22 protein-coding genes are annotated in these 22,965 nt (G+C 64.6%); 7 read left to right on the forward strand and 15 right to left on the reverse strand.

Going from position 1 to position 22,965, the window contains the following annotated elements; all coding sequences use genetic code 11:
- From V7Q81_RS06330 to ubiT, 4 genes are all read left to right on the forward strand, one after another.
- The coding region (locus V7Q81_RS06330; RefSeq protein WP_333841085.1) for a peptidase U32 family protein at positions 1 to 476 on the forward strand (476 nt) is incomplete at its 5' end.
- Between the two features lie 7 nt (positions 477 to 483).
- Positions 484 to 1,383, forward strand: a complete 900-nt coding sequence (ubiV, locus tag V7Q81_RS06335; protein WP_333841086.1) for a ubiquinone anaerobic biosynthesis protein UbiV — start codon at positions 484 to 486, stop codon at positions 1,381 to 1,383.
- A gap of 2 nt (positions 1,384 to 1,385) precedes the next feature.
- On the forward strand, positions 1,386 to 2,984 hold the full coding sequence (locus V7Q81_RS06340; protein WP_333841087.1) for a lipoyl protein ligase domain-containing protein: 1,599 nt from the start codon (positions 1,386 to 1,388) through the stop codon (positions 2,982 to 2,984).
- Positions 2,981 to 3,445, forward strand: a complete 465-nt coding sequence (gene ubiT / locus V7Q81_RS06345) for a ubiquinone anaerobic biosynthesis accessory factor UbiT (protein ID WP_333841088.1) — start codon at positions 2,981 to 2,983, stop codon at positions 3,443 to 3,445. The genes V7Q81_RS06340 and ubiT overlap by 4 nt, the downstream gene beginning before the upstream one ends.
- A gap of 23 nt (positions 3,446 to 3,468) precedes the next feature.
- Here ubiT and V7Q81_RS06350 read toward each other — a convergent pair whose 3' ends face one another.
- From V7Q81_RS06350 to V7Q81_RS06395, 10 genes are all read right to left on the reverse strand, one after another.
- The gene (locus V7Q81_RS06350) at positions 3,469 to 4,008 is read right to left on the reverse strand and encodes a hemerythrin domain-containing protein (protein ID WP_333841089.1); all 540 of its coding nucleotides are present in this window, start codon (positions 4,006 to 4,008) and stop codon (positions 3,469 to 3,471) included.
- A 37-nt stretch (positions 4,009 to 4,045) separates the two neighbouring features.
- A complete protein-coding gene (locus tag V7Q81_RS06355; RefSeq protein ID WP_333841105.1) occupies positions 4,046 to 4,747 on the reverse strand; it encodes a thioredoxin family protein in 702 nt (233 codons plus the stop codon).
- Positions 4,748 to 4,797: 50 nt separating this feature from the next.
- Positions 4,798 to 5,244 (reverse strand): glycine cleavage system protein H, encoded by a 447-nt coding sequence (locus V7Q81_RS06360; protein WP_333841090.1) that lies wholly within the window; start codon positions 5,242 to 5,244, stop codon positions 4,798 to 4,800.
- A 120-nt stretch (positions 5,245 to 5,364) separates the two neighbouring features.
- Positions 5,365 to 5,766 (reverse strand): hypothetical protein, encoded by a 402-nt coding sequence (locus tag V7Q81_RS06365; protein WP_333841091.1) that lies wholly within the window; start codon positions 5,764 to 5,766, stop codon positions 5,365 to 5,367.
- A 108-nt stretch (positions 5,767 to 5,874) separates the two neighbouring features.
- Complete coding sequence (gene narI / locus V7Q81_RS06370) at positions 5,875 to 6,579, reverse strand: respiratory nitrate reductase subunit gamma (RefSeq protein ID WP_333841092.1); 705 nt, start codon at positions 6,577 to 6,579, stop codon at positions 5,875 to 5,877.
- 19 nt (positions 6,580 to 6,598) lie between these two features.
- Positions 6,599 to 7,261 (reverse strand): nitrate reductase molybdenum cofactor assembly chaperone, encoded by a 663-nt coding sequence (gene narJ, locus V7Q81_RS06375; RefSeq protein WP_333841093.1) that lies wholly within the window; start codon positions 7,259 to 7,261, stop codon positions 6,599 to 6,601.
- The gene (gene narH / locus V7Q81_RS06380; RefSeq protein WP_333841094.1) at positions 7,258 to 8,781 is read right to left on the reverse strand and encodes a nitrate reductase subunit beta; all 1,524 of its coding nucleotides are present in this window, start codon (positions 8,779 to 8,781) and stop codon (positions 7,258 to 7,260) included. The genes narJ and narH overlap by 4 nt, the downstream gene beginning before the upstream one ends.
- A gap of 10 nt (positions 8,782 to 8,791) precedes the next feature.
- Positions 8,792 to 12,523, reverse strand: coding sequence for a nitrate reductase subunit alpha (locus V7Q81_RS06385; protein ID WP_333841095.1), 3,732 nt, complete (start codon positions 12,521 to 12,523; stop codon positions 8,792 to 8,794).
- A 78-nt stretch (positions 12,524 to 12,601) separates the two neighbouring features.
- Positions 12,602 to 14,017: a NarK family nitrate/nitrite MFS transporter gene (locus V7Q81_RS06390; protein WP_333841096.1), complete on the reverse strand. Its 1,416-nt coding sequence runs from the start codon at positions 14,015 to 14,017 to the stop codon at positions 12,602 to 12,604.
- Positions 14,018 to 14,045: 28 nt separating this feature from the next.
- Positions 14,046 to 15,308: an MFS transporter gene (locus tag V7Q81_RS06395; protein WP_333841097.1), complete on the reverse strand. Its 1,263-nt coding sequence runs from the start codon at positions 15,306 to 15,308 to the stop codon at positions 14,046 to 14,048.
- Positions 15,309 to 15,626: 318 nt separating this feature from the next.
- On the opposite strand from V7Q81_RS06395, the gene V7Q81_RS06400 reads away from it, so the two are divergent.
- On the forward strand, positions 15,627 to 15,947 hold the full coding sequence (locus tag V7Q81_RS06400; RefSeq protein WP_333841098.1) for a carboxymuconolactone decarboxylase family protein: 321 nt from the start codon (positions 15,627 to 15,629) through the stop codon (positions 15,945 to 15,947).
- A 17-nt stretch (positions 15,948 to 15,964) separates the two neighbouring features.
- On the opposite strand, the gene V7Q81_RS06405 is transcribed toward V7Q81_RS06400, so the two are convergent.
- The 3 genes from V7Q81_RS06405 to V7Q81_RS06415 are packed head-to-tail and all read right to left on the reverse strand — an operon-like array spanning position 15,965 to position 19,579.
- Positions 15,965 to 16,627 carry a response regulator transcription factor gene (locus tag V7Q81_RS06405; protein ID WP_333841099.1) on the reverse strand — a complete coding sequence of 221 codons (663 nt, stop codon included), beginning with the start codon at positions 16,625 to 16,627 and terminating at the stop codon, positions 15,965 to 15,967.
- A complete protein-coding gene (locus tag V7Q81_RS06410) occupies positions 16,627 to 18,648 on the reverse strand; it encodes a type IV pili methyl-accepting chemotaxis transducer N-terminal domain-containing protein (RefSeq protein WP_333841100.1) in 2,022 nt (673 codons plus the stop codon). Before V7Q81_RS06410 ends, V7Q81_RS06405 begins: the two co-directional genes overlap by 1 nt.
- The gene (locus V7Q81_RS06415; RefSeq protein ID WP_333841101.1) at positions 18,635 to 19,579 is read right to left on the reverse strand and encodes a type II secretion system protein GspD; all 945 of its coding nucleotides are present in this window, start codon (positions 19,577 to 19,579) and stop codon (positions 18,635 to 18,637) included. The genes V7Q81_RS06410 and V7Q81_RS06415 overlap by 14 nt, the downstream gene beginning before the upstream one ends.
- Before the next feature lie 78 nt (positions 19,580 to 19,657).
- Here V7Q81_RS06415 and V7Q81_RS06420 point away from each other — a divergent pair, with 78 nt between their 5' ends.
- Entirely contained in the window at positions 19,658 to 20,344 is a 687-nt protein-coding gene (locus V7Q81_RS06420) for a hypothetical protein (RefSeq protein WP_333841102.1), read from the forward strand.
- Between the two features lie 61 nt (positions 20,345 to 20,405).
- On the opposite strand, the gene V7Q81_RS06425 is transcribed toward V7Q81_RS06420, so the two are convergent.
- The gene (locus tag V7Q81_RS06425) at positions 20,406 to 20,774 is read right to left on the reverse strand and encodes a DUF2325 domain-containing protein (RefSeq protein ID WP_333841103.1); all 369 of its coding nucleotides are present in this window, start codon (positions 20,772 to 20,774) and stop codon (positions 20,406 to 20,408) included.
- 199 nt (positions 20,775 to 20,973) lie between these two features.
- On the opposite strand from V7Q81_RS06425, the gene V7Q81_RS06430 reads away from it, so the two are divergent.
- Positions 20,974 to 22,005 (forward strand): Fe(3+) ABC transporter substrate-binding protein, encoded by a 1,032-nt coding sequence (locus V7Q81_RS06430; RefSeq protein WP_442954778.1) that lies wholly within the window; start codon positions 20,974 to 20,976, stop codon positions 22,003 to 22,005.
- Positions 22,006 to 22,232: 227 nt separating this feature from the next.
- On the opposite strand, the gene V7Q81_RS06435 is transcribed toward V7Q81_RS06430, so the two are convergent.
- Positions 22,233 to 22,965 (reverse strand): ABC transporter permease (locus tag V7Q81_RS06435; RefSeq protein ID WP_333841104.1); only part of this gene is annotated, 733 nt, incomplete at its 5' end.

Consider the following 22,965-nt stretch of genomic DNA (forward strand, 5'->3'; position numbering starts at 1 on the left):
GACGCTGCCTCCTCTCTTCCTTCGTGACTGGAAAATCCCCCAACACCGCCGGGGCCTGCTCCCCGGCGCCTTCGGTACGCTGGGAGCCCCGGGGCGAAGGCATGGACACCCGGGTCGGGTCGGTGCTGGTCAACCGCTACGCTCCCGGCGAGAAGGCGGGCTATCCCACCCTATGCAAGGGTCGCTACCAGGTGGCGGGACAGACGTACTACGCCTTCGAGGAACCGGCGAGCCTGAACACCCTCGCGCTTCTGCCGAAACTTGCCTCCATGGGGGTAGCCGCCATCAAACTCGAGGGTCGCCAGCGCAGCCCGGCCTACGTGGAGGCGATCACCCGGGTATGGCGCGCGGCGATCGACGCCTGCCATCGAGATCCCGCCACCTATTGCGTGCGACGGGAGTGGGTTCAGGGGCTGGCCGCCGTATCCGAAGGTCAGCAGTGTACCCTGGGCGCCTACCACCGGCCTTGGAAATGATGTTGTCATGAAACTAGCCGTGGGTCCGGTCCTCTACTACTGGCGCGTGGAGCAGCTCTTCGCCTTCTACGAAGAGGTGTCCTCTGCGCCGGTGGATATCGCCTACTTGGGCGAGACGGTGTGCTCCCGCCGCCACAGCTTGCGACTGCCCGACTGGCTCGCCTTGGCCCAACGGCTCACCGCCGCCGGCAAGGAGGTGATCCTCTCCACCCAGTGCCTGGTGGAGTCGGAATCGGACCTGAAGGCGCTGCGCCGCCTCGCCTCCAATGGACGTTTCCTGGTGGAAGCCAACGACATGGCGGCGGTCAAGCTCCTCGCCGGCCGCGGGCCCTTCGTCGCCGGGGCCCATCTCAACGTCTACAACCCGGCGACCCTCGCCGTCCTGGCCGAGCTGGGCGCCGTGCGCTTCGTCGCCCCGGTGGAGATGTCGCGCGAAGCCTTGGCAGCGCTCCAAGCCGAGCGCCCCGCAGGCGTGGCCACCGAGACGTGGGTCTACGGCCGGCTGCCCCTGGCCTTCTCCGCCCGCTGCTTCACCGCGCGCTACTACAATGTGCAAAAGGACGATTGCCGATTCCGCTGCCTCGACCATCCCGAGGGGCTGCTCCTCCGCACCCAGGAAGGCAAGCCGTTCCTCACGTTGAACGGCGTCCAGACCCTGTCCGCCCAAGTGCTCAACCTGCTGCCGGCCCTCGACGAGCTGCGGACGCTCGGCGTCGATGTCGTGCGGGTAAGTCCCCAGACCCAGCATACGGGGCGCATCCTGGAGATCTTCCGGGCGGCCCTCGAGGGCTCCCTGGACACCCCGGCCGCCCTGGCGGCCCTCGAACCCTTGATGCCCGCAGCGCCCTGCGACGGGTACTGGCGCGGAGGCCCCGGCCTAGCGTGGCACTCACCGGTGAGGCCATGAGGATGGGGACTCTTCCGCTCCAGATCGTGGATACGGGACTTCGGTCCGGTCTGGAGAACCACGCTCTGGACCGGCAGTGGTGGCGGATGTGCGCCACTGGAAGGCGCGGTCCCAGCTTGCGCTTTCACGCAAGCCTTCCCACCGCGAGCCTCGGCCGGTTCCAGGCCGCCCCGCGGGAGCTGCGCATGCAAGCCTGCGTGCGCCGCGGCCTCGAAGTCGCCCGCCGCATGACCGGGGGAGGCGCCTTGTACTTGGATCCCCAGCAGGTGGGCTTTAGCGTGGTGGCGCCCGAGTCTGCGCTCCCCGGCCCTCTCTCCCTCTCTTCCATGTTGGCGCGCACCGTCGCGGCGCTGGCGCAAGCCCTCGCCTGTCTCGGAATTGTCGTTCGGATCAAGCTGCCCAATGACCTGGAGATCGGCGGCCGCAAGCTCGCCAGCGTATTTGCGATACGGGAAAGGGGCGCGTGGCTCGCCCACGGAACCGTGTTGCTGGACGTGGACGTCCAGGCGATGCTGGAAGTGCTGCGGGTGCCCACCGAGAAGCTTTCCCCGGACGGGCTGGCCGCTGCCCGCGAGCGCCTCACCACCCTTGCCGAACAATTGGGCAGCGCGCCGCCGGCGGCGGCGATCCACGAGCCCCTCGCCGAGGCCATCGCCCGGGCTTTCGGCTGGCGGCCGATTCCGCCGCCGTTCGAGTCCGATCTGCGCCCGGTCCCGTCGGCGCTCCTCGACCAGGAAGCTCAAGCGATGGCGCTCGTCGACTGGCCCGAGCCGGGACCGGACGTGATCGAGGTGTTTACCAGGACAAAATCCGCTATCCTGCGACTGCAGGCCGAGGTGGACGTCGCCGCGCGCGCTCTCGGCGAGGTGCGATTCGCCGCCGACCTCCACGCCCAGCCCGGCGAGGCGTTAGTGCAATTGGCGGCTTGCTTGCGAGGACGGCCGCTGGAAGAAGGCGTCGCGCGGGCCGCCCGGCTGATCGAAGGGGGCGCCATCGAGGTGCCGAGTCTGGCCGTGGAAGACTTGGCACGGCTCGCTCGGCTCGCCCTGGACACCCGCCGCCTCCAGGACGCGGCGGCCCTCTCCCCTACCGAGGCCAACGCGGTCATGATCCACAGCCCAGACGGATCCTCCGCCGAGGCGATCCTTCGCCGGGCGACGGTGATGCTGGTGCCCTATTGCGCCAAACCGGTCTGGTGCAAATGGCGTCATCGGGACGGCTGCCCCGAATGCGGCAAATGCGAGGTGGGGGACGCCTACCGCATAGCCCGGGAGCGGGGCATGCGGGTCATCACCATCACTCGCTACGAACACCTGGTGCAGACCCTGAGGGAACTGCAGCGCAGGGGCACAGCCTACGTGGGCATGTGCTGCAGCCATTTCTACCTCAAGCGCCATCGCGCGTTCACCGAGGCGGGGCTCGCCGCGGTGCTCATGGACGTCTCCGGCTCCAACTGCTACGAGCTCCAGCAGGAAGAGGCTGCTTACCAGGGGCGTTTCCAGGCCCAAGCGCGGCTCAATGCCCCCCTGCTCGTCAAAGTGATGCGCTTCGTTCCGCCGCGCCCCCGCAAGGAACCTCCGACCGGGGAGGCGCAGGCATGAGCCTGCCGGCGTTTCCGCGGCCACTGGCAGCGTTGATCTCGCGCCTACCGGCCTACCCTCCGTCGCTGGCTTTCGCCGCCGCCCTCAACCTGGCGCTATGGGGCCACATCCTGCCGCGGGAGTGCCTGACACCTATCGAGGGCCGCCGTATCCGCATCGTGGCCGAGGACCTGGGGTTGCGGATCGAGTTCATGTTGACCGCCCAGGGCTTCCGTCCCTGCACCGGGCGGCAGCCTGCTGACCTGGTCATCCGCGCCACCAGCGGGGACTTCCTGCGGCTTGCTGCGCGGCTCGAAGACCCGGACACCCTGTTCTTCCGCCGGCGCCTCGCCCTGCAAGGGGACACGGAACTGGGATTGCAGGTCAAGAACACCCTGGACGCGGTGGATGGCCCGCCCCAGCTGCTGCGCACCGTGGCGGCTGCCGTCCTGGGAAAAGATTCCTCGGCTTCGGGCGGGTGACGCGCCGTCCAGACCGACGCTGCCTAGGGTGCGAGCCTCAAACCCCGCCGGGCCGCCATGGAGGCACCGAGGCGGCGGAGTTGTTCGGCGGTGAGCAACCGGGCAGCCACGGGTAGCAGTTCCCGCTCTTCCCGCTCGATGTGCGGCAGATACAAGGCCTGAAAGCGTCGCGCCAACTCTCGGTCAAGCTCGGCTCGGCCCCCGTCCCGGATGGCGGTGAGGGGTCCTCGGATCTCGGCCCACAATCGTTCCATGTGCCGGTGCTCCTCCCGCAGCGCGGCGATCAAGCGCTCGAGCACCTCCCGCTGGGCTTCGCCGCACATCTCCAGCATGAGCGGAAACAGGTCCTGCTCTTCATCCTGGTGGTGCTTGACCCCGGCATCGTCGAAATAAGACAGGACCTGGCGCGCCGCCAGGCGGGCATCCTTGTCCAGACCCTGGTCCTGCAGATGATCTGCGAGCCGCAGCAGGAGGACGCAGCGGCTTTCGACCCGGTCGTGGCAAGCTTCCAGCAGCGCTAGGGGCTGGTCGAAGCCCGGCGCGGGACGCGGTAAGGCGCTCATGATGGTCGACTCGCTCCTCTGGAATTCTTCGGCAATTTCACGAGGTCGGTTTGATAGGAAGACCCTCCTTGACCTCTTCCGTTCCCTTGAGCACCGGAAAAATTCGCCCGGCGAATACGGCGAGCGCGAGCCACATGCAAAGACCGCCGACCGCGGCGAGCCAGCGCAATCCCAGCAGGAATCCCGCCGCATATGCCACGACGCCCGTGTGGGCGAGGGCGAGCTGGAGCCAGGCCCAGGCCCCGCTGCGGATGGGGTTGCCAGTGAACCGGGGCAGCATGTGGGCCCCCAAGCCGTAGATCAGCATCAACACGAAACCGGCACCAAACAAGTGCATGGCCACCGGCCGGAAGGCGCCATCGGGGAGAAAGGATCCTTGGAGCAGCAGGGCCAGACCGGAGAGCGCCAGATAGCCCATGGCCGAGACCACGAAAGCCCGATTATCCTGGGAAAGCATCATGCCGGCGTGATAGGCGTGCCCCTTGGGCCGGGGGGGCGCAGCCGCCACCAGGGCACGCGCCTCCGCCGCCGACTGCACCCCGACCGCTGCCAGTTTCCCGTCAATCACCACCGCCGGTACGGTCTTGAGCCGCAAGCGCGAGGCGAGCTCACGCCCTTCCGGCTGGGCCAGGTCCACCACCGCGAAGCGGATGTCCTTCTCCGCTGCCACCTGCCGCCACACCGCCTCGGCGTTGGGACAGGTGGGGCACCACTCGGACACCAGCAGCTGCACCGTGATCCTGGCGCCAGACGGAGGACTTCCCTCGCCCATGGCGACCGGCTGGCTGCTCATTGGGCGCATCGCATGCACTGGACGTCGTAGCGATCGATCCAGGCCTTGAGCTTCTCCACCGCCTCTGCCCCCGTGACCAGGTGCTCCAACGCCCGCTCCGGCGCGTCGGGCTTCATCTTGACCAGCCACGCGTCACCATAAGGGGCGATGTTGATGAGGCCCGGATCGGCCAACACCCGATCGTTGACCGCCACGATGACGCCGTCGAAAGGAGCCGGAATACCGCCGGCCCACTTGCCCGACTCCAGCCGTGCCAGGGGCTTTTTCCATTTACGGTGGGTACCGACCGGCTTCAAGGTCACGTACTGAACCCGCCCAGCCATGGTCTGGGAGGGATCGGTAATGCCGATGCGGTAAGTCCCGTCAGGTTCCGGTGCCACCCAGATGTAATCCAGGTCGTACCACAAATTCTCCGGCAACTCGCAACCCCGATACTCAATCATAGCGTCTACGTCTCAAGATCCAGCCCCTCGGCACCGGGGGATGGGTTTGCTTCCCCCCCCCGCCGGCTGCGCGGCCGTCGTGTCGCGACTGCCCGGCGGCTCGCCTCCTCCAGCATTCGCTCATCGGGCATCCAGGGGCGAGCGCAGCCGCACGCTGAAAACCATGTTGAGGGCAAAGAGGACCATGGCAGAAACGCTCAGAAGTCCGCCGATCGCCACGAGGACGTCCCTTGTGCCGAGCCAGCCGGCCACCATGAGCGGCAGTCCCAGATTAGCCAACCAGAACTGCAGCTCCGCTAGCTTTTCCGAACGCAAGGGGTAGCCGCCGAAACGGGGGATCACGTGGAGCCCCACCCCGTAGATGATCATGAGGATCAGGCCCAGCAGCATCAAATGGCCGTGGGCCCGGGGGACATTGCCGGGCACGAGACCCGGGTGGGCGAGGTGTGCGAGGGCGAGCACGCCTCCCGCGAGCCCCCATAGGAGTCCCATGACGATGAAGCGCTTGTTTCGGCGGTGCATCGCGGTGGGTCGCTCGAGGAGTCCGAAAGCAACGGGAGGCGCGGGCTTCATCGGCCCGCGCCGGCTTTAGTTTAACACCGGAATGGGAGGTAAATACCTTGATCCAGCTCAAAGCCCCGTCCGCCGCGCGGGACCTCGGGCCCGCACGAGCTGGTAAGGGCGGAACAGGTAGGCCACCGCGGCAAAGCCGCTCCACACGTGCACCAGCCGGGAGAACGGGAACAACAGAAACAAGGTCATCCCAAAGAACATGTGAACCTTGAAGACCAAGGGGGCACCCGCCATCACTTCTGCGGCGCCGCTGCGGAAGGTGACGATGCGCTGGGCCCATTCGGAAAGGGCCAGCATCACGCTTCCGTCCGGGTGCTGGGCTGAGAAAGCGATGCTCACAAGTCCCAGCAGCAAGGTGATCAGGATCCAGAATAGCACCACGAAGTCCATGGGGGTGCTGACAGCGCGGATGCGCGGCTCTGCAAGGCGCCGGTGGATCAAAAGCACCAGCCCGATGAAGGTCATGACCCCGGCGATTCCGCCGGAGACCATGGCGAGGAGCTGTTTGGCCCCTGCGCCGAGGAGCGGCTCGTAGACCCAGTGGGGCGTCAGCAGGCCCACCAGGTGCCCGAAGAACAGGAACAGGATGCCGACGTGGAACAGGTTGTTGCCCCACCGCAGCTGGCCCCGCCGCAGCAGTTGGGAGGAGTCGCTCTTCCAGGTGTACTGTTCTCGGTCGAAGCGGATCAGGCTGCCCAGCAGGAATACGGTCAGGGCGATATAGGGATAGACCCCGAACAGGAACTGATGAAGGTAAGCCATGGTTTTCCTCGTCGCTTGATTAACGGGCGACCCTCTGCGGCCGACCGCAGAACGGCACCACTGCCGACGTGCTCACCGCCTCGGGCCCGAAGGTCACCGGCTCTTCCGCCCAGGCCGCGTCCAGGGCCTGCGGGCTCGACTCGTCCGGCGCCTCGTCCCGGACGTCAGCCCCCAGGGGGTTCGCACCGGCCAGGGTTAGCAGGGCGCTAAACACCGTGGCATAGGGGCTCGAGCGGCGGCCCAGGCGATGGTGCACCACGGCGAGCACGTGCGCGGTCTCCTGAAGCAGCGCCCGTGCTTCCCCCGGCTCGCACTGGGACAGGTATTCCAGGAACGCCGGCAAGTAGTCCGGCAGTTCGTCTCCCACGAGCCGCAGGCCCTTGGAGGCGTACAGTCGTTTAAGGTCCACCATGGCCTGACCCCGATCCCGGGATTCCCCATGCACGTGCTCGAAGAGGTGAAGCGAAACCGCCCTGCCGCGATCGAACAAGCCCACGTAGCGCTCCTGTAGCTCGAGCAGGTCGGCGTTCTGCAATTCCGCCATGAAGGTGAGCAGCCGCGCCCGCTCGTCGCGGGGCAACAGGGCCTCCCCTTCGAGGGCCTGGGCCAGTTCGGGCAAGGCTTGGATCAGGGCCGCGTCCGGATAGCCGAGCAGCGAGCCCAGCACCTGGTAGGTCTTCATTTCGCCACCTCCTTCAAGGGGATTACCCGCCTTTTGCCACCAAAGAGACTCGGCTTGGACGTACCGTCCGAGCAGCCGTTGCCGAAACTGAAGCCGCAGGAGGCTCGCAACTCGTACGCGTCCTCGGCGTATTCCCGGTGGGTGGTGGGGATCACGAACCGGTCCTCGTAATTGGCGATGGCCATAAGGCGGTACATCTCCTCCACCTGGGCTTCGGAGAGGTCTACGCGCCGCAGCAGAGCCACGTCCGCCTTTCCCTCCACGTGCCGGCCCCGCATGTAGGCGCGCATGGCGAGCATGCGCTCCAGGGCGAGCTTGACCGGCGCCTCGTCGCCTGCGGTGAGCAGGTTGGCCAGATACTTGAGCGGAATGCGCAGCTGGGACACGTCCGGGATCACTCCATCGGAGGCGAGCTCCCCCGCATGGGCTGCTGCCTGGATCGGGGACAAGGGCGGAACGTACCAGACCATAGGCAGGGTGCGGTACTCCGGATGCAGGGGCAGGGCTACCCTCCATTGCACCGCCATCTTGTACACTGGCGAAGCCTGGGCAGCCTGGATCCACGCCTCGGGAACGCCGTCTGCCCGGGCCTGTTCGACCACCTCGGCGGCAAAAGGGTCGAGAAAGATGCCGAGCTGGGCCCGATACAAGCTCCTTTCGTCCTCCACGCTCGCTGCCTCCTGGATGCGGTCGGCATCATAGAGCAGCACGCCCAGATAGCGGATGCGCCCGACGCAAGTTTCGGAGCACACGGTGGGCTGGCCTGCCTCGATACGGGGATAGCAGAAGATGCACTTCTCCGCCTTGCTCGACTGCCAGTTGAAGTAGATCTTCTTGTAGGGGCAGCCGGAGATGCACATGCGCCAGCCGCGACACTTGTCCTGATCGATCAGGACGATGCCGTCCTCCTCCCGTTTGTAGATGGAACCCGAAGGGCAGGCGGCGACGCAGGTCGGGTTCAGACAGTGCTCGCACAGCCGGGGCAGGTACATCATGAAGGTGTTCTCGAACTGGCCGTAGATCTCTTTCTGCACCTGGTCGAAATTCTTGTCCTTCGAGCGCTTGGCGAACTCGCCTCCCAGGATCTCTTCCCAGTTGGGTCCCCACTCGATTTTCTCCATCCGCTCGCCGGTGACGAGCGATCTCGGCCGGGCCACCGGCGCGGTCTCGGAGAGGGGCGCGTTGTGCAGGTGTTCATAGTCGAAGGTGAACGGCTCGTAGTAGTCGTCGATCTCGGGCAGATCGGGATTAGCGAAGATGGAGGCGAGCACGCGCCAGCGGGGGCCGATGCGCGGCACGATCTCGCCGTTGGACAGGCGCTTCCAGCCGCCCTTCCACTTGTCCTGATTCTCCCACTCTTTGGGATAGCCGATCCCGGGCTTGGTCTCCACGTTGTTGAACCACGCGTATTCCATGCCAGGGCGCGAGGTCCACACGTTTTTGCAGGTGACCGAGCAGGTGTGGCAGCCGATGCACTTGTCCAGGTTCAACACCATCCCGATCTGGGCTCTCACTTTCATTTCCGATCTCCTAGACGTTCGTTTCGGCGTGGGGCCGGTCGAGCCAGTCTACCTTGGCCATCTTCCGCACGATGATGAACTCGTCGCGGTTGGAGCCCACGGTGCCGTAGTAGTTGAAGCCGTAGCTCTGCTGGGCGTAGCCGCCGATCATGTGGGTGGGCTTGGGGCAAGCGCGGGTCACCGAGTTGTGGATGCCGCCCCGGATCCCGGTCACTTCCGACCCTGGCGTGTTAACGATCTTCTCCTGGGCGTGGTACATGAGCACCATGCCCTGCGGCACCCGCTGGGACACCACCGCCCGTGCGGTGAGCGCGCCGTTCAGGTTATAGGCTTCGATCCAGTCGTTGTCCTCGATGCCTGCCTTGCGCGCGTCGGCCTCCGAGATCCACACGATGGGCCCGCCCCGGGACAGGGTCAGCATGAGCAGGTTGTCGGTATAGGTGGAGTGGATGCCCCATTTCTGGTGGGGCGTGATGAAGTTGAGCACCACTTCCGGATGGCCGTTCCCGCGCATGCCCAGAAGCTCACGCACGGACTTGGTGTCGATGGGCGGCTTGTAGGCGACCAGCGCCTCGCCGAAAGCCCGCATCCACGGGTGATCCTGGTAGAGCTGCTGGCGCCCGGTAAGGGTGCGCCAGGGGATCAGCTCGTGAACGTTGGTATAGCCGGCGTTGTACGACACGTGCTCGCTTTCGAGCCCGGACCAGGTGGGCGAGGAGATGATCTTGCGCGGCTGGGCCTGCAGATCGCGGAAACGGATCTTGTCCTCTTCCCGTGGGAGCGCCAAGTGCGTGTGATCGCGCCCGGTGACGCGGGACAGGGCCTGCCAGGCCTTCACCGCCACCTCTCCGTTGGTTTCCGGGGCGAGGTACAAGATCACTTCTGCTGCGTCGATGTCGCTCTCGATGCGGGGTAGCCCCTTGGACACGCCCTCTTCGACCACGGTGGAATTGAGCTTCGCCAGCCCCTTCACCTCTGGCTCGGTGTTCCACTGGATGCCTTTGCCGCCGTTGCCCAGCTTGGTCATGAGGGGGCCCAGGGCGGTGAATTTCTTGTAGGTGTTGGGATAGTCCCGCTCCACCACAGTCATCTGCGGCCCGGTCCTCCCCGGGATGAGATCCACTTCGCCCTTCTTCCAGTCCTTGACCTCCAAGGCCTGGGCCAGCTCGGCGGGCGTATCGTGCAGGAGCGGCACGAGCACTAGGTCCTTCTCCACCCCCAGGTGCCCCACTGCCAGTTCTGAGAACTTACGGGCAATGCCCTTGTAGATCTCCCAGTCGCTGCGGGCCTGCCACGCCGGGTCTACCGCCGCAGACAAGGGGTGGATGAAGGGATGCATGTCGGAAGTGTTGAGGTCGTTCTTTTCGTACCAGGTGGCGGTGGGCAGCACGATGTCCGAATAGAGACAGGTCGTGGACATGCGAAAGTCCAAAGTCACCAGCAAATCCAGCTTGCCTTCCGGCGCTTGGCTGCGCCACACCACCTCCTGGGGTTTTTCTTCCCCCATCTGACCCAGATCCTTGCCTTGCACTCCGTGCTGAGTGCCCAGGAGGTGCTTGAGGAAATACTCGTGTCCCTTACCCGAGGAGCCCAGGAGGTTCGAGCGCCACACGAACATGTTCCTCGGGAAGTTCACCGGATCGTCCGGGTCCTCGCAGGAGAGCTTGAGGCTGCCTTCTTTGAGAGCCTTCACCACGTAATCTCTGGGATCCATTCCCGCCGCGGCTGCGGCCTTGGTGACCTCTAGCGGATTTGCCGCGAGCTGGGGAGCAGAGGGCAGCCAGCCCATGCGCTCGGCGCGTACGTTGAAGTCGATGAGACTTCCGCGATATTCCTCTGGATTGGCTAGAGGCGAGAGGATTTCGGACACCTTGAGCTTTTCGTAGCGCCACTGATCAGTGTGGGCATAGAAGAAGGAGGTGGAATTCATGTGCCGCGGTGGCCGGCTCCAGTCCAGGGCGAAGGCAAGCGCCGTCCAACCGGTCTGTGGCCGCAGCTTTTCCTGCCCCACGTAATGGGCCCAACCGCCGCCCGATTGTCCGACGCAGCCGCACAACACCAGCATGTTGATGACAGACCGGTAGTTCATGTCCATGTGATACCAGTGATTCATGGCCGCACCGATGATGATCATGGACTTGCCCCGGGTTTTGTCGGCGTTGTGGGCAAACTCCCGGGCTACTTGGATCACCCGGTCGCGAGGGATGCCGGTGATCCGCTCCTGCCACGCCGGGGTGTAGGGTACGTCGTCGTCGTAGCTGGTTGCCACATTCCCGCCGCCGAGACCTCGGTCCAGGCCATAGTTGGCCATTATCAGGTCGTACACCGTGGCGACCAGCGCTTCGCCGTCGGCCAACTTGACCCGTTTCGCGGGAAGATTGCGCAGCAATACCTCTTCCTTCGGGTTGTGAGGGAAATGCTCGTGGGGGCGGCCCCCGAAATAAGGGAACGCCACGGGAACCACCGCGTCATGCCAGCCGAGCAGCGTGAGCCGGGCGCTGATGTCGTTGCCGGTACGGGCGTCCTTTTGTTCCAGGTTCCACTTACCCGATTCGCCCCAGCGGAAGCCGATGCTGCCCAGAGGGACCGCAAGCTCGCCGGTCAGCTCGTCGAACGCCACCGTCTTCCATTCTGGGTTGTTCTCCTGCCCGAGCTTCTCCGGGAAGTCGCAAGCCCGCAGCAGCCGGTCCGCCACGTAGCCCTCGCCCCTCTTCTTGAGTAGCACGAGAAACGGCAAGTCGGTATACCGCCGGGCGTAATCGCGGAAATACTCGCTTTTGCCCGAGAGATGAAACTCCTTCAGGATCACGTGCCCCATGGCCATACCCAAGGCCGCGTCGGTGCCCTGCTTCACCGGCAGCCACAGATCGCACAGCTTCGCTACCTCCGAGTAGTCGGGTGTCACGGCCACCGTCTTCGCACCCTTGTAGCGGACCTCGGTGAAGAAATGGGCATCGGGAGTGCGTGTCTGGGGCACATTGGAGCCCCACGCGATGAGATAGGTGGCGTTATACCAGTCGGCCGACTCCGGCACATCGGTCTGCTCGCCCCAGGTCTGAGGGCTGGAAGGCGGCAGATCGCAGTACCAGTCGTAGAAGCTCATGCACACGCCGCCGATCAAGGAGAGGTAACGGCTACCCGCGGCGTAGGACACCATGGACATGGCAGGGATCGGTGAGAAGCCGACAACCCGATCGGGTCCATATTTCTTGATGGTGTAGACGTTAGCCGCAGCGATGATCTCGTTCACTTCGTCCCAGGTAGCCCGCACGAAGCCGCCCAAGCCCCGCACCGACTTGAAGGCGCGCGCCTTGACCGGATCCTCGACGATGCTCGCCCAGGCTTCCACGGGGCCAAGTTTCTGTCGCGCCTCGCGCCATAACCTGACGAGTCGCCCGCGCACCATGGGGTATTTCAGCCGGTTACCGCTGTACAAGTACCAGGAATAGCTGGCGCCCCGGGCGCAGCCCCGCGGCTCGTGGTTGGGCATGTCGGGGCGCGTGCGCGGGTAGTCGGTCTGTTGGGTCTCCCAGGTGACGATGCCTCCCTTCACGTATATCTTCCAGCTGCAAGAGCCGGTGCAGTTGGTGCCGTGGGTAGAACGCACGATCTTGTCGTGCTGCCAGCGCATACGGTAAGCATCCTCCCAGGTGCGATCCTCGTGCCTGACGGCGCCGTGCCCGTTGGCGAAGGTGGGCTCTTCCTTGATGAAATACTTCAACCGATCTAAAAAGTGACTCATCGATTTCTCCATGAAGCGTTATCCATGGCCCGGGGAAGGCGGCGGCGCTCGACCACTGCCTTTACCCCTTTGTACCCTTCAGCAGGGTACCTCCGCGCGCCTGCCGGAATAGAACCACCACGTCAGCGCGATGCAGGTGAGGTAGAAGGCGACGAAAACCCAAAGCGCTGCCTCAGGCCCGCCCGTGAGAGCGATGGACGTGCCGTAAGATTTGGGGATGAAGAAGGCGCCATAGGCCGCCACCGCTGAGCTGAAGCCCAGCACCGCCGCCGCCTCCTTGCCGGCGTTGCGCGCCGCTTCCACCTGGGCCGCCTGGCCCCTCCCTGCGCTCCAGCGCTCGTGCAAGGTGCGAAAGATGATGGGGATCATGCGGAAGGTGGAGCCGTTACCGATGCCCGTGGTGAGGAACAGCAGCATGAACATGGCGAAGAACCCAGGGAAGCTACCCTCGGCCGGTCCCCAAGGCAGAGCAAAGCCGCCGGCGGCCCCTTTCGGCAGAAAGTACAGGACGCCGATCACCGCCAAGGCCATCACGATGAAGTTCCAGAAAGTCACCCGCGCGCCACCCAGCTTGTCCGAAATCCAGCCGCCCACAGGACGGATCAAGGCCCCCACCAGGGGACCCAGAAAGGCATACTGCAGGGGGTCCACCCCAGGAAACTGGGTCTTGATGAGGAGCGGAAAGCCAGCCGAATAGCCGATGAACGAGCCGAAGGTGCCAATATAAAGCCAGCACATGAGCCAGTTGTGTTTGCGGCGAAAAATCACCGCTTGCTCCGCCAGTGACGCTTTGGCCGCAGCGATGTCATTCATGCCGAACCAGGCAGCCAAGGTGGAGGCAAGGATGAAGGGCACCCAGATGAAGCCAGCATTCTGCAGCCACAGCTGCTTGGTCGTTTCTCCCTCCACCCAGGTCTGGGGTTCGCCGCCAAAAGCACCAAACACGGCGGTAGTGATCACCAAAGGCACCACGAACTGCACCACCGACACGCCCAGGTTGCCCAGACCGGCGTTGAGGCCGAGGGCCGTGCCCTGATTCGACTTGGGGAAGAAGAAGCTGATGTTGGCCATGCTGGAGGCAAAGTTGCCACCGCCGAAACCGCACAGCAGGGCGATCATCAGGAACGTCGTGTAGGAAGTCTCCGGGTCCTGGACCGCGAAACCCATCCATACGGCCGGGATCGCCAGCGACGCCGTGGAGATGGTGGTCCACAGCCGGCCGCCGAAGATAGGCACCATGAAGGAATAGAAGATGCGCAGGGTTGCCCCCGACAGGCCTGGCACCGAGGCCAGCCAGAAGAGCTGATTGGTGGTGAACTGAAAGCCGATATGGGGGAGGTTCACTACCACCACGCTCCACACCATCCACACCGCGAACGCCAGCAACAGCGCCGGAATGGAGATCCAGAGGTTGCGCGTGGCGATTCTCTTGCCCTTGGTCTGCCAGAACGTCCGGTCTTCAGGATTCCAGCTGGTCAACACGCGGGTTGCCATGATTGCCTCCTTTGTGGTGGAAGATGCGTCAGCGCATCGCCAGTGCCGGGGTGCGAGCGGCTTTGCCATTACGCCGCGCCGGGACGATCTCGCTCCAGTACATCCACACGAGCGACACCAGCGTAACGCCCCAGAGCAGCATGAAGATGCTGGAGCGCACGCCGGTCACGTCCACCAGCGCGCCGAACATGATGGGCAGGAGAAAGCCTCCTAGACCGCCCACCAAACCGACGATTCCGGAGATGACGCCGATGTTCTCGGGATACTGGTCCGAGATGTATTTGAATACAGACGCCTTGCCGAAGCCCCAGGCGATGCCTACCACGAACAGCAGCGCGGTGAAGACCCATGCGTTGAGCCCGATGCTGACGGAAAGCGGTCCGCGGATGGTCTGGATAGTCATCTCTGTCTGGGGATAGGACATAAAGAACAGGCACACCCATGAGATCAGCATGACCCACCAGGTTACCGGATGAGCGCCGTAGCGATCGGACAACCAGCCGCCGGCGGCACGGATAACCCCAGAAGGCAGGACGAAGATGGAAGCAATCAGCGCTGCCGTCTGAATGTTGAAGCCGTACTCGTTGATGTAGTACTTGGTCATCCACAGACTCAACGCTACGTAACCACCGAACACGATGGAGTAGTACTGGCACAGCTTCCACACGTTAGGATCCTTGAGCGCCTTGAGCTGATCCCGGAACGTGACACTGGAGTGCACGCGGTGGGCCTTGTCGGTGTAGGTGAACAACCAGAACAACACCACGGTGACGAGCATCGCTACAGCGTAGACTTTGGGCACCATCTGCCAGCCGAAGGCCACCACCAAAGTCGGCGCCACGAACTTGGTGAGCGCAGCGCCGGCGTTCCCGGCACCGAAGATGCCCATGGCGAAACCCTGCCGGTCCTTGCTGAACCAACGAGCCACATAGGCGATGCCAACCGAAAAGGAGCCACCGGCCATGCCCACGAACAAACCCAACGCCAGGTATTGCCAGAACTGCGTGGCATAGGCGAGAAGGTAAATGGGAATCACGGTGGAGAGCATCAGGGCGAGGAACACAATGCGGCCCCCGTATTTGTCGGTGAGCATCCCCAAGGGCAGCCGGATCAAGGAGCCGGTGAGGATGGGGATCGCCGCCAGCAGCCCGAATTGGGTCTCGTTGAGCCCGAGAGTTTCCTTGATGGGGATGCCAATGATGGAGAACATCACCCACACCGCGAAGCACACGGTGAAGGCGAAGGTGCTCGCCGCGAGCACCGATACCTGCTTGTGCGCCTGGCTTGCCATGATCGTCTCCTGGTTGATGCCGCAACCGGCTTTTCCCGCCGAGTCGCGATCCCTTGAACGACGAGGGTAGGTTACGGCGCCGCCCCGGCCGTGCCCATTCGGCGAATGGCGAAAGGCGCAAAAGCGGTAGGAGGATGCAGCCCGAGCGGATGGAGGAGAGAGGCGGCGGCCCTTATCCGCCGGAAGGATTAGTTCTCAAGGGTGATGGGGGCCGGGGATCTTTGACTTACAATGGGTTGGAAGCCCCCGAAGACCCCCGCCTGACGCCGGGGTCGTATGGGGCCTGCGAGCGAGTGTACCGACAAAGGAGAAGCCACCATGGCCAAGGACAAGGCGCCCAAGGCTTATTTGCAACTGAAGAAAGCCCATGGCCCGGTCTTCGATGCGCTGGAGCGATTGGGCCAGCAAGTCCGAGAGGCCGGCCCTCTGGATGAAAAGACGGGCCATCTTATCCAACTGGCCGCCGCCGCCGCGACCCGATCCGAAGGAGCCGTGCACAGCCACGTGCGCCGCGCCCTGGCGGCAGGGGCGAGCCGGGAGGAAATCCACCACAGCCTGCTTCTGCTCGTGAGCACCATCGGCTTTCCCCATGTGGTGGCAGCCCTCACCTGGGCCGAGGACGTGATCGGGAAGAAGTAACCCCGCACAACAGGGGCTCACTGTTTCGGCACCAATCCCTGTTCCACCGCGTACACGGCCGCCTGCACCCGGCTCGAGAGGTTGAGCTTGCGCAGGATATGTTGGACGTGGATCTTGACGGTGCTTTCGGCCAGATTGAGGACGCGCCCGATTTCCTTGTTGCTCGCGCCGCGGGCGAGCAGCACCAAGATCTCCCGTTCCCGGGGGCTCAGCTTTTCTCGCTCCGAAGTGCAAGCCGGCGCCTCGCCCCGAGCGAGGCCCTGGATTCCTTGTAGGAGCTTCCCGGTCATCTGGGGCGACATCACCGGCTCACCCCGAGCGGCGCGGCGGATGCTGTCCACCAGGTGCTCGGTCTCGATGTTCTTGAGCAGGTAACCACGAGCCCCCGCCTTGAGGCTTTCCATCAGGTCCTCGGCATCCTCCGACACGGTGAGCATCACCACCTGCACCTCCGGCATCTCCTCCAGCAGGAGCTTCAAGGTATCATGCCCGCTCAACCCCGGCATGTGCAGATCCAGTAGCACCACGTGGGGCCTGAGTTGCTTGGCCCGCTTGACCCCCTCCAGTCCGTCGGCGGCCTCGCCCACCACCTCGATGCCCTCCTGACGCGAAAGCAGGGCCTTCACGCCGCTACGGAAAAGCGCGTGATCGTCGACCAGCAGGACCCGTACCTTTTCCATCACGCCGCCTCCCGTTGCGCGACCGGGAGCGTGAGCGTCACGCGTGTCCCTTTTCCCGGGACTGAGCTCACTTCGAGCTTGCCGCCGATGCGATGGGCCCGCTCCCGCATGATCTTCAAACCCACGTGGCCATCGCCTTTGTCCAACATCTGCCGGGCATCGAAGCCCTGTCCGTTATCCACCACGTCGAAACGGTAGTCGCGTCCCCGCTTCATCTCCACCCGCACTTCGGTCGCCTGGGCGTGCTTGCGCACATTGGACAAGGCCTCCTGCACGATGTGCAGCACTTGAAGCTGCTGCTCCGGCGCGAGCGGCATACCCATGCCGCTCGCCTCTAGCCGGCTAGAAATCCCCGTCTGTCCCTCGAACTTGTCCAGCGCGTTCTTGAGGGCCTCCTCCATGTCCATGGCGCCAGAGCGCAACCGGAAGTGGACCAGCAGCTCCCGCACGTCGTCGTAGCTCTCCTGGATGCCTTCCCGGATCTGAGCCAGCTCTTCCAGCGCCCGCTCGCAGTCCGCCCTCTTGATGGACTGCTCCAGCATCTGCGCCTGCAGATTGAGGAATGCCAGGGACTGGGCGATCGAGTCGTGCAGCTCTTGAGCGAGGAGGTTGCGCTCCTCCGACACCGCGAGCTCCCGCTCCCGGGACACCAAGCGCTGGTTCTCGATAGCGATGCCCAGGTGCTGGCCTAGGGTTTCCAGCATGTGACGCTCCTGGGGAGTGAACTCGCGTCCGCGGCGAAAATACAGGTTGAACAATCCCAGCACCTGCTTGTGCGCCCGGATCGGGAAGACCGACACCGAGGCGAACCCGACCTGCTGGCATTTGTACAGCATGGCGGGGGGTGGACTCGCGGCGAACACCTGCACCGCGGACCGGCCCTGTTCAATGGACTCGCCGCACAAGCATTCGCCCACCCGCAGGCAGCGCTCCTCGGAAGCGAACTGAGGATCGAGCCCCTGGTATACGTACAGGTGGATCTGCTCTGTCTTCGGGTCCACCATCCGTACCGAGCCCCCGTCGGCCTGGAACACGGCCATGAGTTTTTCCAGGAAGCCGCGGCATAGCGTCTCGATGTCAGCCGGCTCGTTGAGGAAAGTGGACACATCGTAGAGGATGGCGAGTTCTCGGTTCTTGTCCTCCAGCCGCTGAGTCTTGTCCTGCACTCGCCGCTCAAGGGTGGTATAGAGGTCCTGGAGGTGGTCGGCCATGCGGTTGAAACCCCGGGCCAGGTCGCCGAATTCGTCGTCGCTTTCCACCGGCACCCGCGCCGTGAAGTCCTCCCGCTCCATGCGCTGTACGCCCTCCTGCAGGCTCATCACCGGGCGGATCACGAATAGGAAGACCAGATAGACGAGGATGATCGTGCCGGCGATGGCAAGCGCGAGGAGCCCCAACTGCAGGGTCTCCAGGAGGGCCGTGTTGCCGGAACTCGCCCGCTCGATGGCGCGCACCAGCGCGTCGATCCGATGGACGAAAGCCTCCACCTCGGTCCGGTACTGGGCCACCTGTCGGGCCTGATCCGTCGGGTCGGCGGTGGCCAGGATTGCTTCGATCCGCGGCCTGATCCGCTCCGACCAGGCGGAATGGATCTCGCGCAACTGGCCGCGGATTCCGGACTCGCCCGGGACCAGGAGCGGGCGGCTGGGATCACCCCGGTCGAGACCCTCCAGCACCCGTTCGAATGTGTCCACTTCCCTTCGCACCGTGGCCACCAGCTCGTCCCGACGCCCAGGCTCCGCTGCGACCTGAGCGAGCAAGAAGGCGATCCGATAGGAACGCATGCGCTCGCTTCCCAGATCGTTGATGGCGGCCGCACCCCCTTGCAGCTTCCAGGAAACGTAAAGGGTGAGCCCGATCGCCAGGACCGCGACGATGAAAAACACGACCAGGATGGCGGAGAGGCGGAAGCCAAGCTTGCGAAAGAAGGGCGGCATGCGCGCGGGCAGTCCAGTTCCCCTCTGATTATACAGGGCACGCAACCGTCCTTCGGGCCGGGCGAGGCCCTTAAGGCAGCCCATCCACCCGGATGAAAACCCGGCGCCGCTGGACTTCGGACGCCTGGCTCCGGGAAATAATCCCCGTCCGGTCTTGTTCGCCCTCTTGGGCGAGCGCACCCAACTCGATCCATTCCCCGAGCCGGGCGGACACCTGGGTCTCCACTTCCTGGGTGTGGAAGCCGCCGGGGCGTTCACCGGCGCTGCGGTCGTGGACGGCGCGCACGGAGAGCAGGACTGAATCCCCGGAAATCCTGGGGCGCACGTAGAAGCCGGTCGCCGTTTCCCGGTACTGCACGCTTTCCACGATGTGGCTCCCGTAGGGCGTCCCCACCACCGCGCGCGCCGGCACCGGGGCCACCGCGCCCACCTGGATGAACGCTTCGCTGCCCTCGAGAACCTGAAGCGTCTGGGTGCTGCGCTCTTGTTCCTGGCGCTGGCGCTCGCCGATCCGGGCCCGCAGCCAAGCCTCGCCGCTCCTGTACACCGTGCCGAAGCCCGGCTCCCCAGCGCGCCCGGCGGACACAACCGCCGTGCCTGTCCCCGTACCGAGGCGCACCCCGCCCACGATCTCTCCCTCGCGCCGGACCGAGTCAGCCTCGACCTCCTGGCGAACGGAGATCAGCAGCCGACGCGGCGGCGTGTCGATCTCCGCCAGGACGCGCCGGATCTCCGCCAAGCGCTGCGGCGTCGCACGGACGACGAGCCGGTTACCGATTCCCGAGACCGTTCCTTCGGGGCCGACGAGGGCCTGAAGCACGGGCAGCATCTGTTCCGGAGCACGATGACGCAACGGGATGACCTCGGTAACGGTCGGCTCCGCTCCCCAAGCGACCACGGCGACAAGCCCTAGGGCGATCCAGCCGAGCACGCCCTTGCTTGCCCGTTTTCCCGAACTCGCCTGCCCCATCGCTCCCGCCTCGTCCGCTGCTGACTTGCAAAGCCGATCATACACCCCCCGCGCCTCCGGCGCCCCAGCGTGCCCGGCAGCCGCCCCGGTGCTACCATAAAGGGAAGAGGAAGCGAGGGACCCGTGAATCTAGCCCGCAACTGCTTGCTGGTTGTAGGGGTGCTGGCATGCTCTGCTTACGGAGCCAACCCCATCTCCGGGGAGGGACCCGATTTTCCGGCGTTCGACGCTGCCTCGGCGGCAAACGTAAACGAAGGCACGCTGCGATTTCTGGAAGCGCCGCCCAGAAAAGCGGTCCACCATCACCACAACGACGTCGTCATCACTGACCAAAGCCTGGACGACGGGTGGACGAGGTTACACCAATGCCATGAAAACCTGGACCAAGTAAGCGCCCTGGAGATCGTATTCAACCCCGACCGGATCCGTAACCTGCAAGTGGAGTCCTTCCACGGTGTCCAACGGGCCTGGGTCGAAGGGGCCTCCGTGCAGCTTCGCCAGGTGGGACCGGGCGCCCGGGTATGCCTCAAGGCGGAAGGGCGGGCGCTGCGGGACAACGGCGACGGGACCTTTAGCTTGGCGAGCGGTCCCTTCATGCGCAAGTTCCTGGATGGCTATTACCCGATGCGGGTTTCCATGACCGTGCGGGTGCTCACCAGCCAGATCCGCTTCCTACAGATCGACCCACCTCCCCAGAAAGGCTTCCGCGTGACGGAGCGGCCCGGCGAAGTGAGCTTCGACACTTGGTTCGAAGGACGGCTCACCACTGAGATCCGCTTCGTGACCCAGGACGGCTTTCCCCGCTGGTAAGCGCGGCGGTCATCCCGACCGCGGTCCTCAGCCGCGCAAGCGCCCCCACCTCCGGCCCCGATCAATCCTCCCGGACCGGGAAAGCTGTCCCTGGGCCCCCGGGTTTTCCCTTGGCAGGACAGCCGCCGCAGGCATCCCGGAGCGATAGGCCCAACCCCGTCAGCGACTGCACCAGGCAAGAGGCCGAACGCCGGCATGCCAACACGGGAATGCCCTGAGCCCGGGCGCTTTCGCGGAAGCCTCGCATGACGTTATGGCTCAAGAAATCGGTGAACAGGATCAGCAGATCTACTTCCCGCGACAGGGCCGCCACTCGGCGTTGGTGGGCAGCCTGACGTCCGGAGACGTGGTCCACCACCCGGATACCCAGGGCGGCCAAGACGGCGGGGATGTTGCCGAGGCGATCGGCGCCGACGATGAGGGCGTTCATGGGGGAGCGCTCCCTTATGAAATGATTCTCAGTACTATTAAATGAAAATGATAATGATTATCGTCCATATGTCAATAAGTCTAACAACGGGGGCCCCCGCCTTGCCCTTGGCGAAAGCAACTATATTTACGAATGATTCTCGTTCGTGTAATAATCGAACAAGACGCGTTCTCATTCACTAGTCAGGAAGGAGAAAATAATGAAGTGCTTTCTGTCGATGCGGATGCTACTGGCCGCGGCGGCTTTCGGCGTTGCTGCTCCGGCCGCGGCCCAGGACCGGGTCGTCAACGTCTATTCCTCCCGCCATTACCAGACTGACGAAAAGCTCTACAGCGACTTCACCAAGGCCACCGGCATCAAAGTCAATCTGATCGAGGGCAAGGAAGATCCCCTAATCGAGCGCATCAAGAGCGAAGGGGCGAACAGCCCAGCGGACGTGCTCATCACCGTGGACGCAGGCCGGTTGTGGCGTGCGGAGCAACTTGACCTGTTCGCGCCGGTGAAGTCCCCGGTGCTGGAAAGCCGCATCCCGGCGAGCTTCCGCCACCCCGAGGGCAAGTGGTTCGGCTTCTCCTACCGAGCGCGGGCCATCGCGTACCACAAGGACAAGGTGAAGCCGGGCGAGATCGCAGGCTACGCCGATTTGGCGGATCCCAAGTGGAAAGGCCGCATCTGCGTGCGCTCCTCCAGCAACATCTACAACCTCTCGCTGCTGGCTGCCTTGGTCGACCACTGGGGCGAAGACAAGGCGCGCCAGTGGGCTAAAGCTGTCAAGGACAACATGGCCCGGGAGCCTAAAGGGGGCGATACCGATCAGATCAAGGCCGTGGCGGCAGGCGAGTGCGACGTGGCCATCACCAACCACTACTACTACGTGAGGCTCATGAACTCGGACAAACCCGAGGACAAGAAGGTGGTAGAGAAAGTGGCCCTGCTGTGGCCGGATCAGAACGGCCGCGGCACTCACGTCAACGTCTCTGGCGCCGGCCTGATCAAAACCGCACCCCACAAAGAGGCGGCCATCAAATTCCTCGAGTACCTGGCGAGCGATCAGGCCCAGGCCTACTTTGCCGCCGGCAACAACGAGTGGCCGGTGGTACCGAGCGCCGCCTACAGCAACCCCGCCCTCGCCTCCCTTGGCAGGTTCAAGGCCGACTCCCTCAACGTGAGCATACTGGGCAAGAACCAGGCGCTCGCGCAAAAGATCTACGATCAGGTGGGCTGGAAGTAAAACCGCCCGCTCTCTGGAAGCCGCCTAACGATGCGCAGGCCTGCGGCCCCGGGCCGGAGGCCTGCGCCGTTGCCGCACTGACTTTGCAGCCGGCCGCCGTCGTCCCAGGGCAGGGCCGGTGTTTTGCCAGAGGCGGCGGTGCTTCCGGGCCAGAGGCCGAGCCCAGGCGACGGCGCAAGAGGAACCGAGCGCCCAAATGAACAACGGCACCCGCGAACCCTTGCCTCTCAGCGCCGCTCGAGCCCCTGCTCGGGGAACACCGCGGCGGCCGACACCCCGGTGGGCAGGGCGGTCCGGGCGATTTGCCGCGCCACGATGATGAGGGGTACGAGCCCCACCACAACGATGGCAAGAGAGGGCAGGGCCGCCTCGGCCAGCCGCTCGTCGGCAGCCAGGTTGAACACCTGGGTCGCCAGGGTATCCAGGTTGAACGGGCGCATCACCAGTGTTGCGGGAAGCTCCTTCATCACGTCCACGAACACGAGAAGCCCCGCGGTGAGGAGACTGCGCGCTAGCATCGGCGCGTGTACGCGCACGAGCGTCTCGAGGGGAGCCACGCCGAGGCTGCGGGCCGCATCATCCATGCTCGGACGCACCTTGGTGAGACCTGCCTCCACCGTGTGTAGCGCCGCCGAGAGGAAGCGCACCAGGTAGGCGTACACCAGCGCCGCCATGGTCCCGGTGAGGAGCAGCCCGGTGGAGACGCCGAAAGTGGCGCGCATCCAGGCGTCCAGAGCGTTATCGAACCGGGCGAGGGGAATGAGCACGCCCACCGCGATGACGATGCCCGGCACGGCGTAGCCGAGGGACACCAGGCGGTTCAAACTCCGGGCGAGGGGGCCGGGATAGAGCCTAGCGTTGTAGGCGAGGAGCAAAGAAAGCGCCACCGCCAGGGCCGCCGTCACCGCCGCCAGTGTGAGGCTATTGTGCGCCAGGGTGAAAAACCGTTCGGTGGAGTAA

The sequence above is a fragment of the Pelomicrobium sp. genome (genome assembly GCF_036803785.1).
In the GTDB taxonomy this organism is placed as follows: domain Bacteria; phylum Pseudomonadota; class Gammaproteobacteria; order Burkholderiales; family UBA6910; genus Pelomicrobium.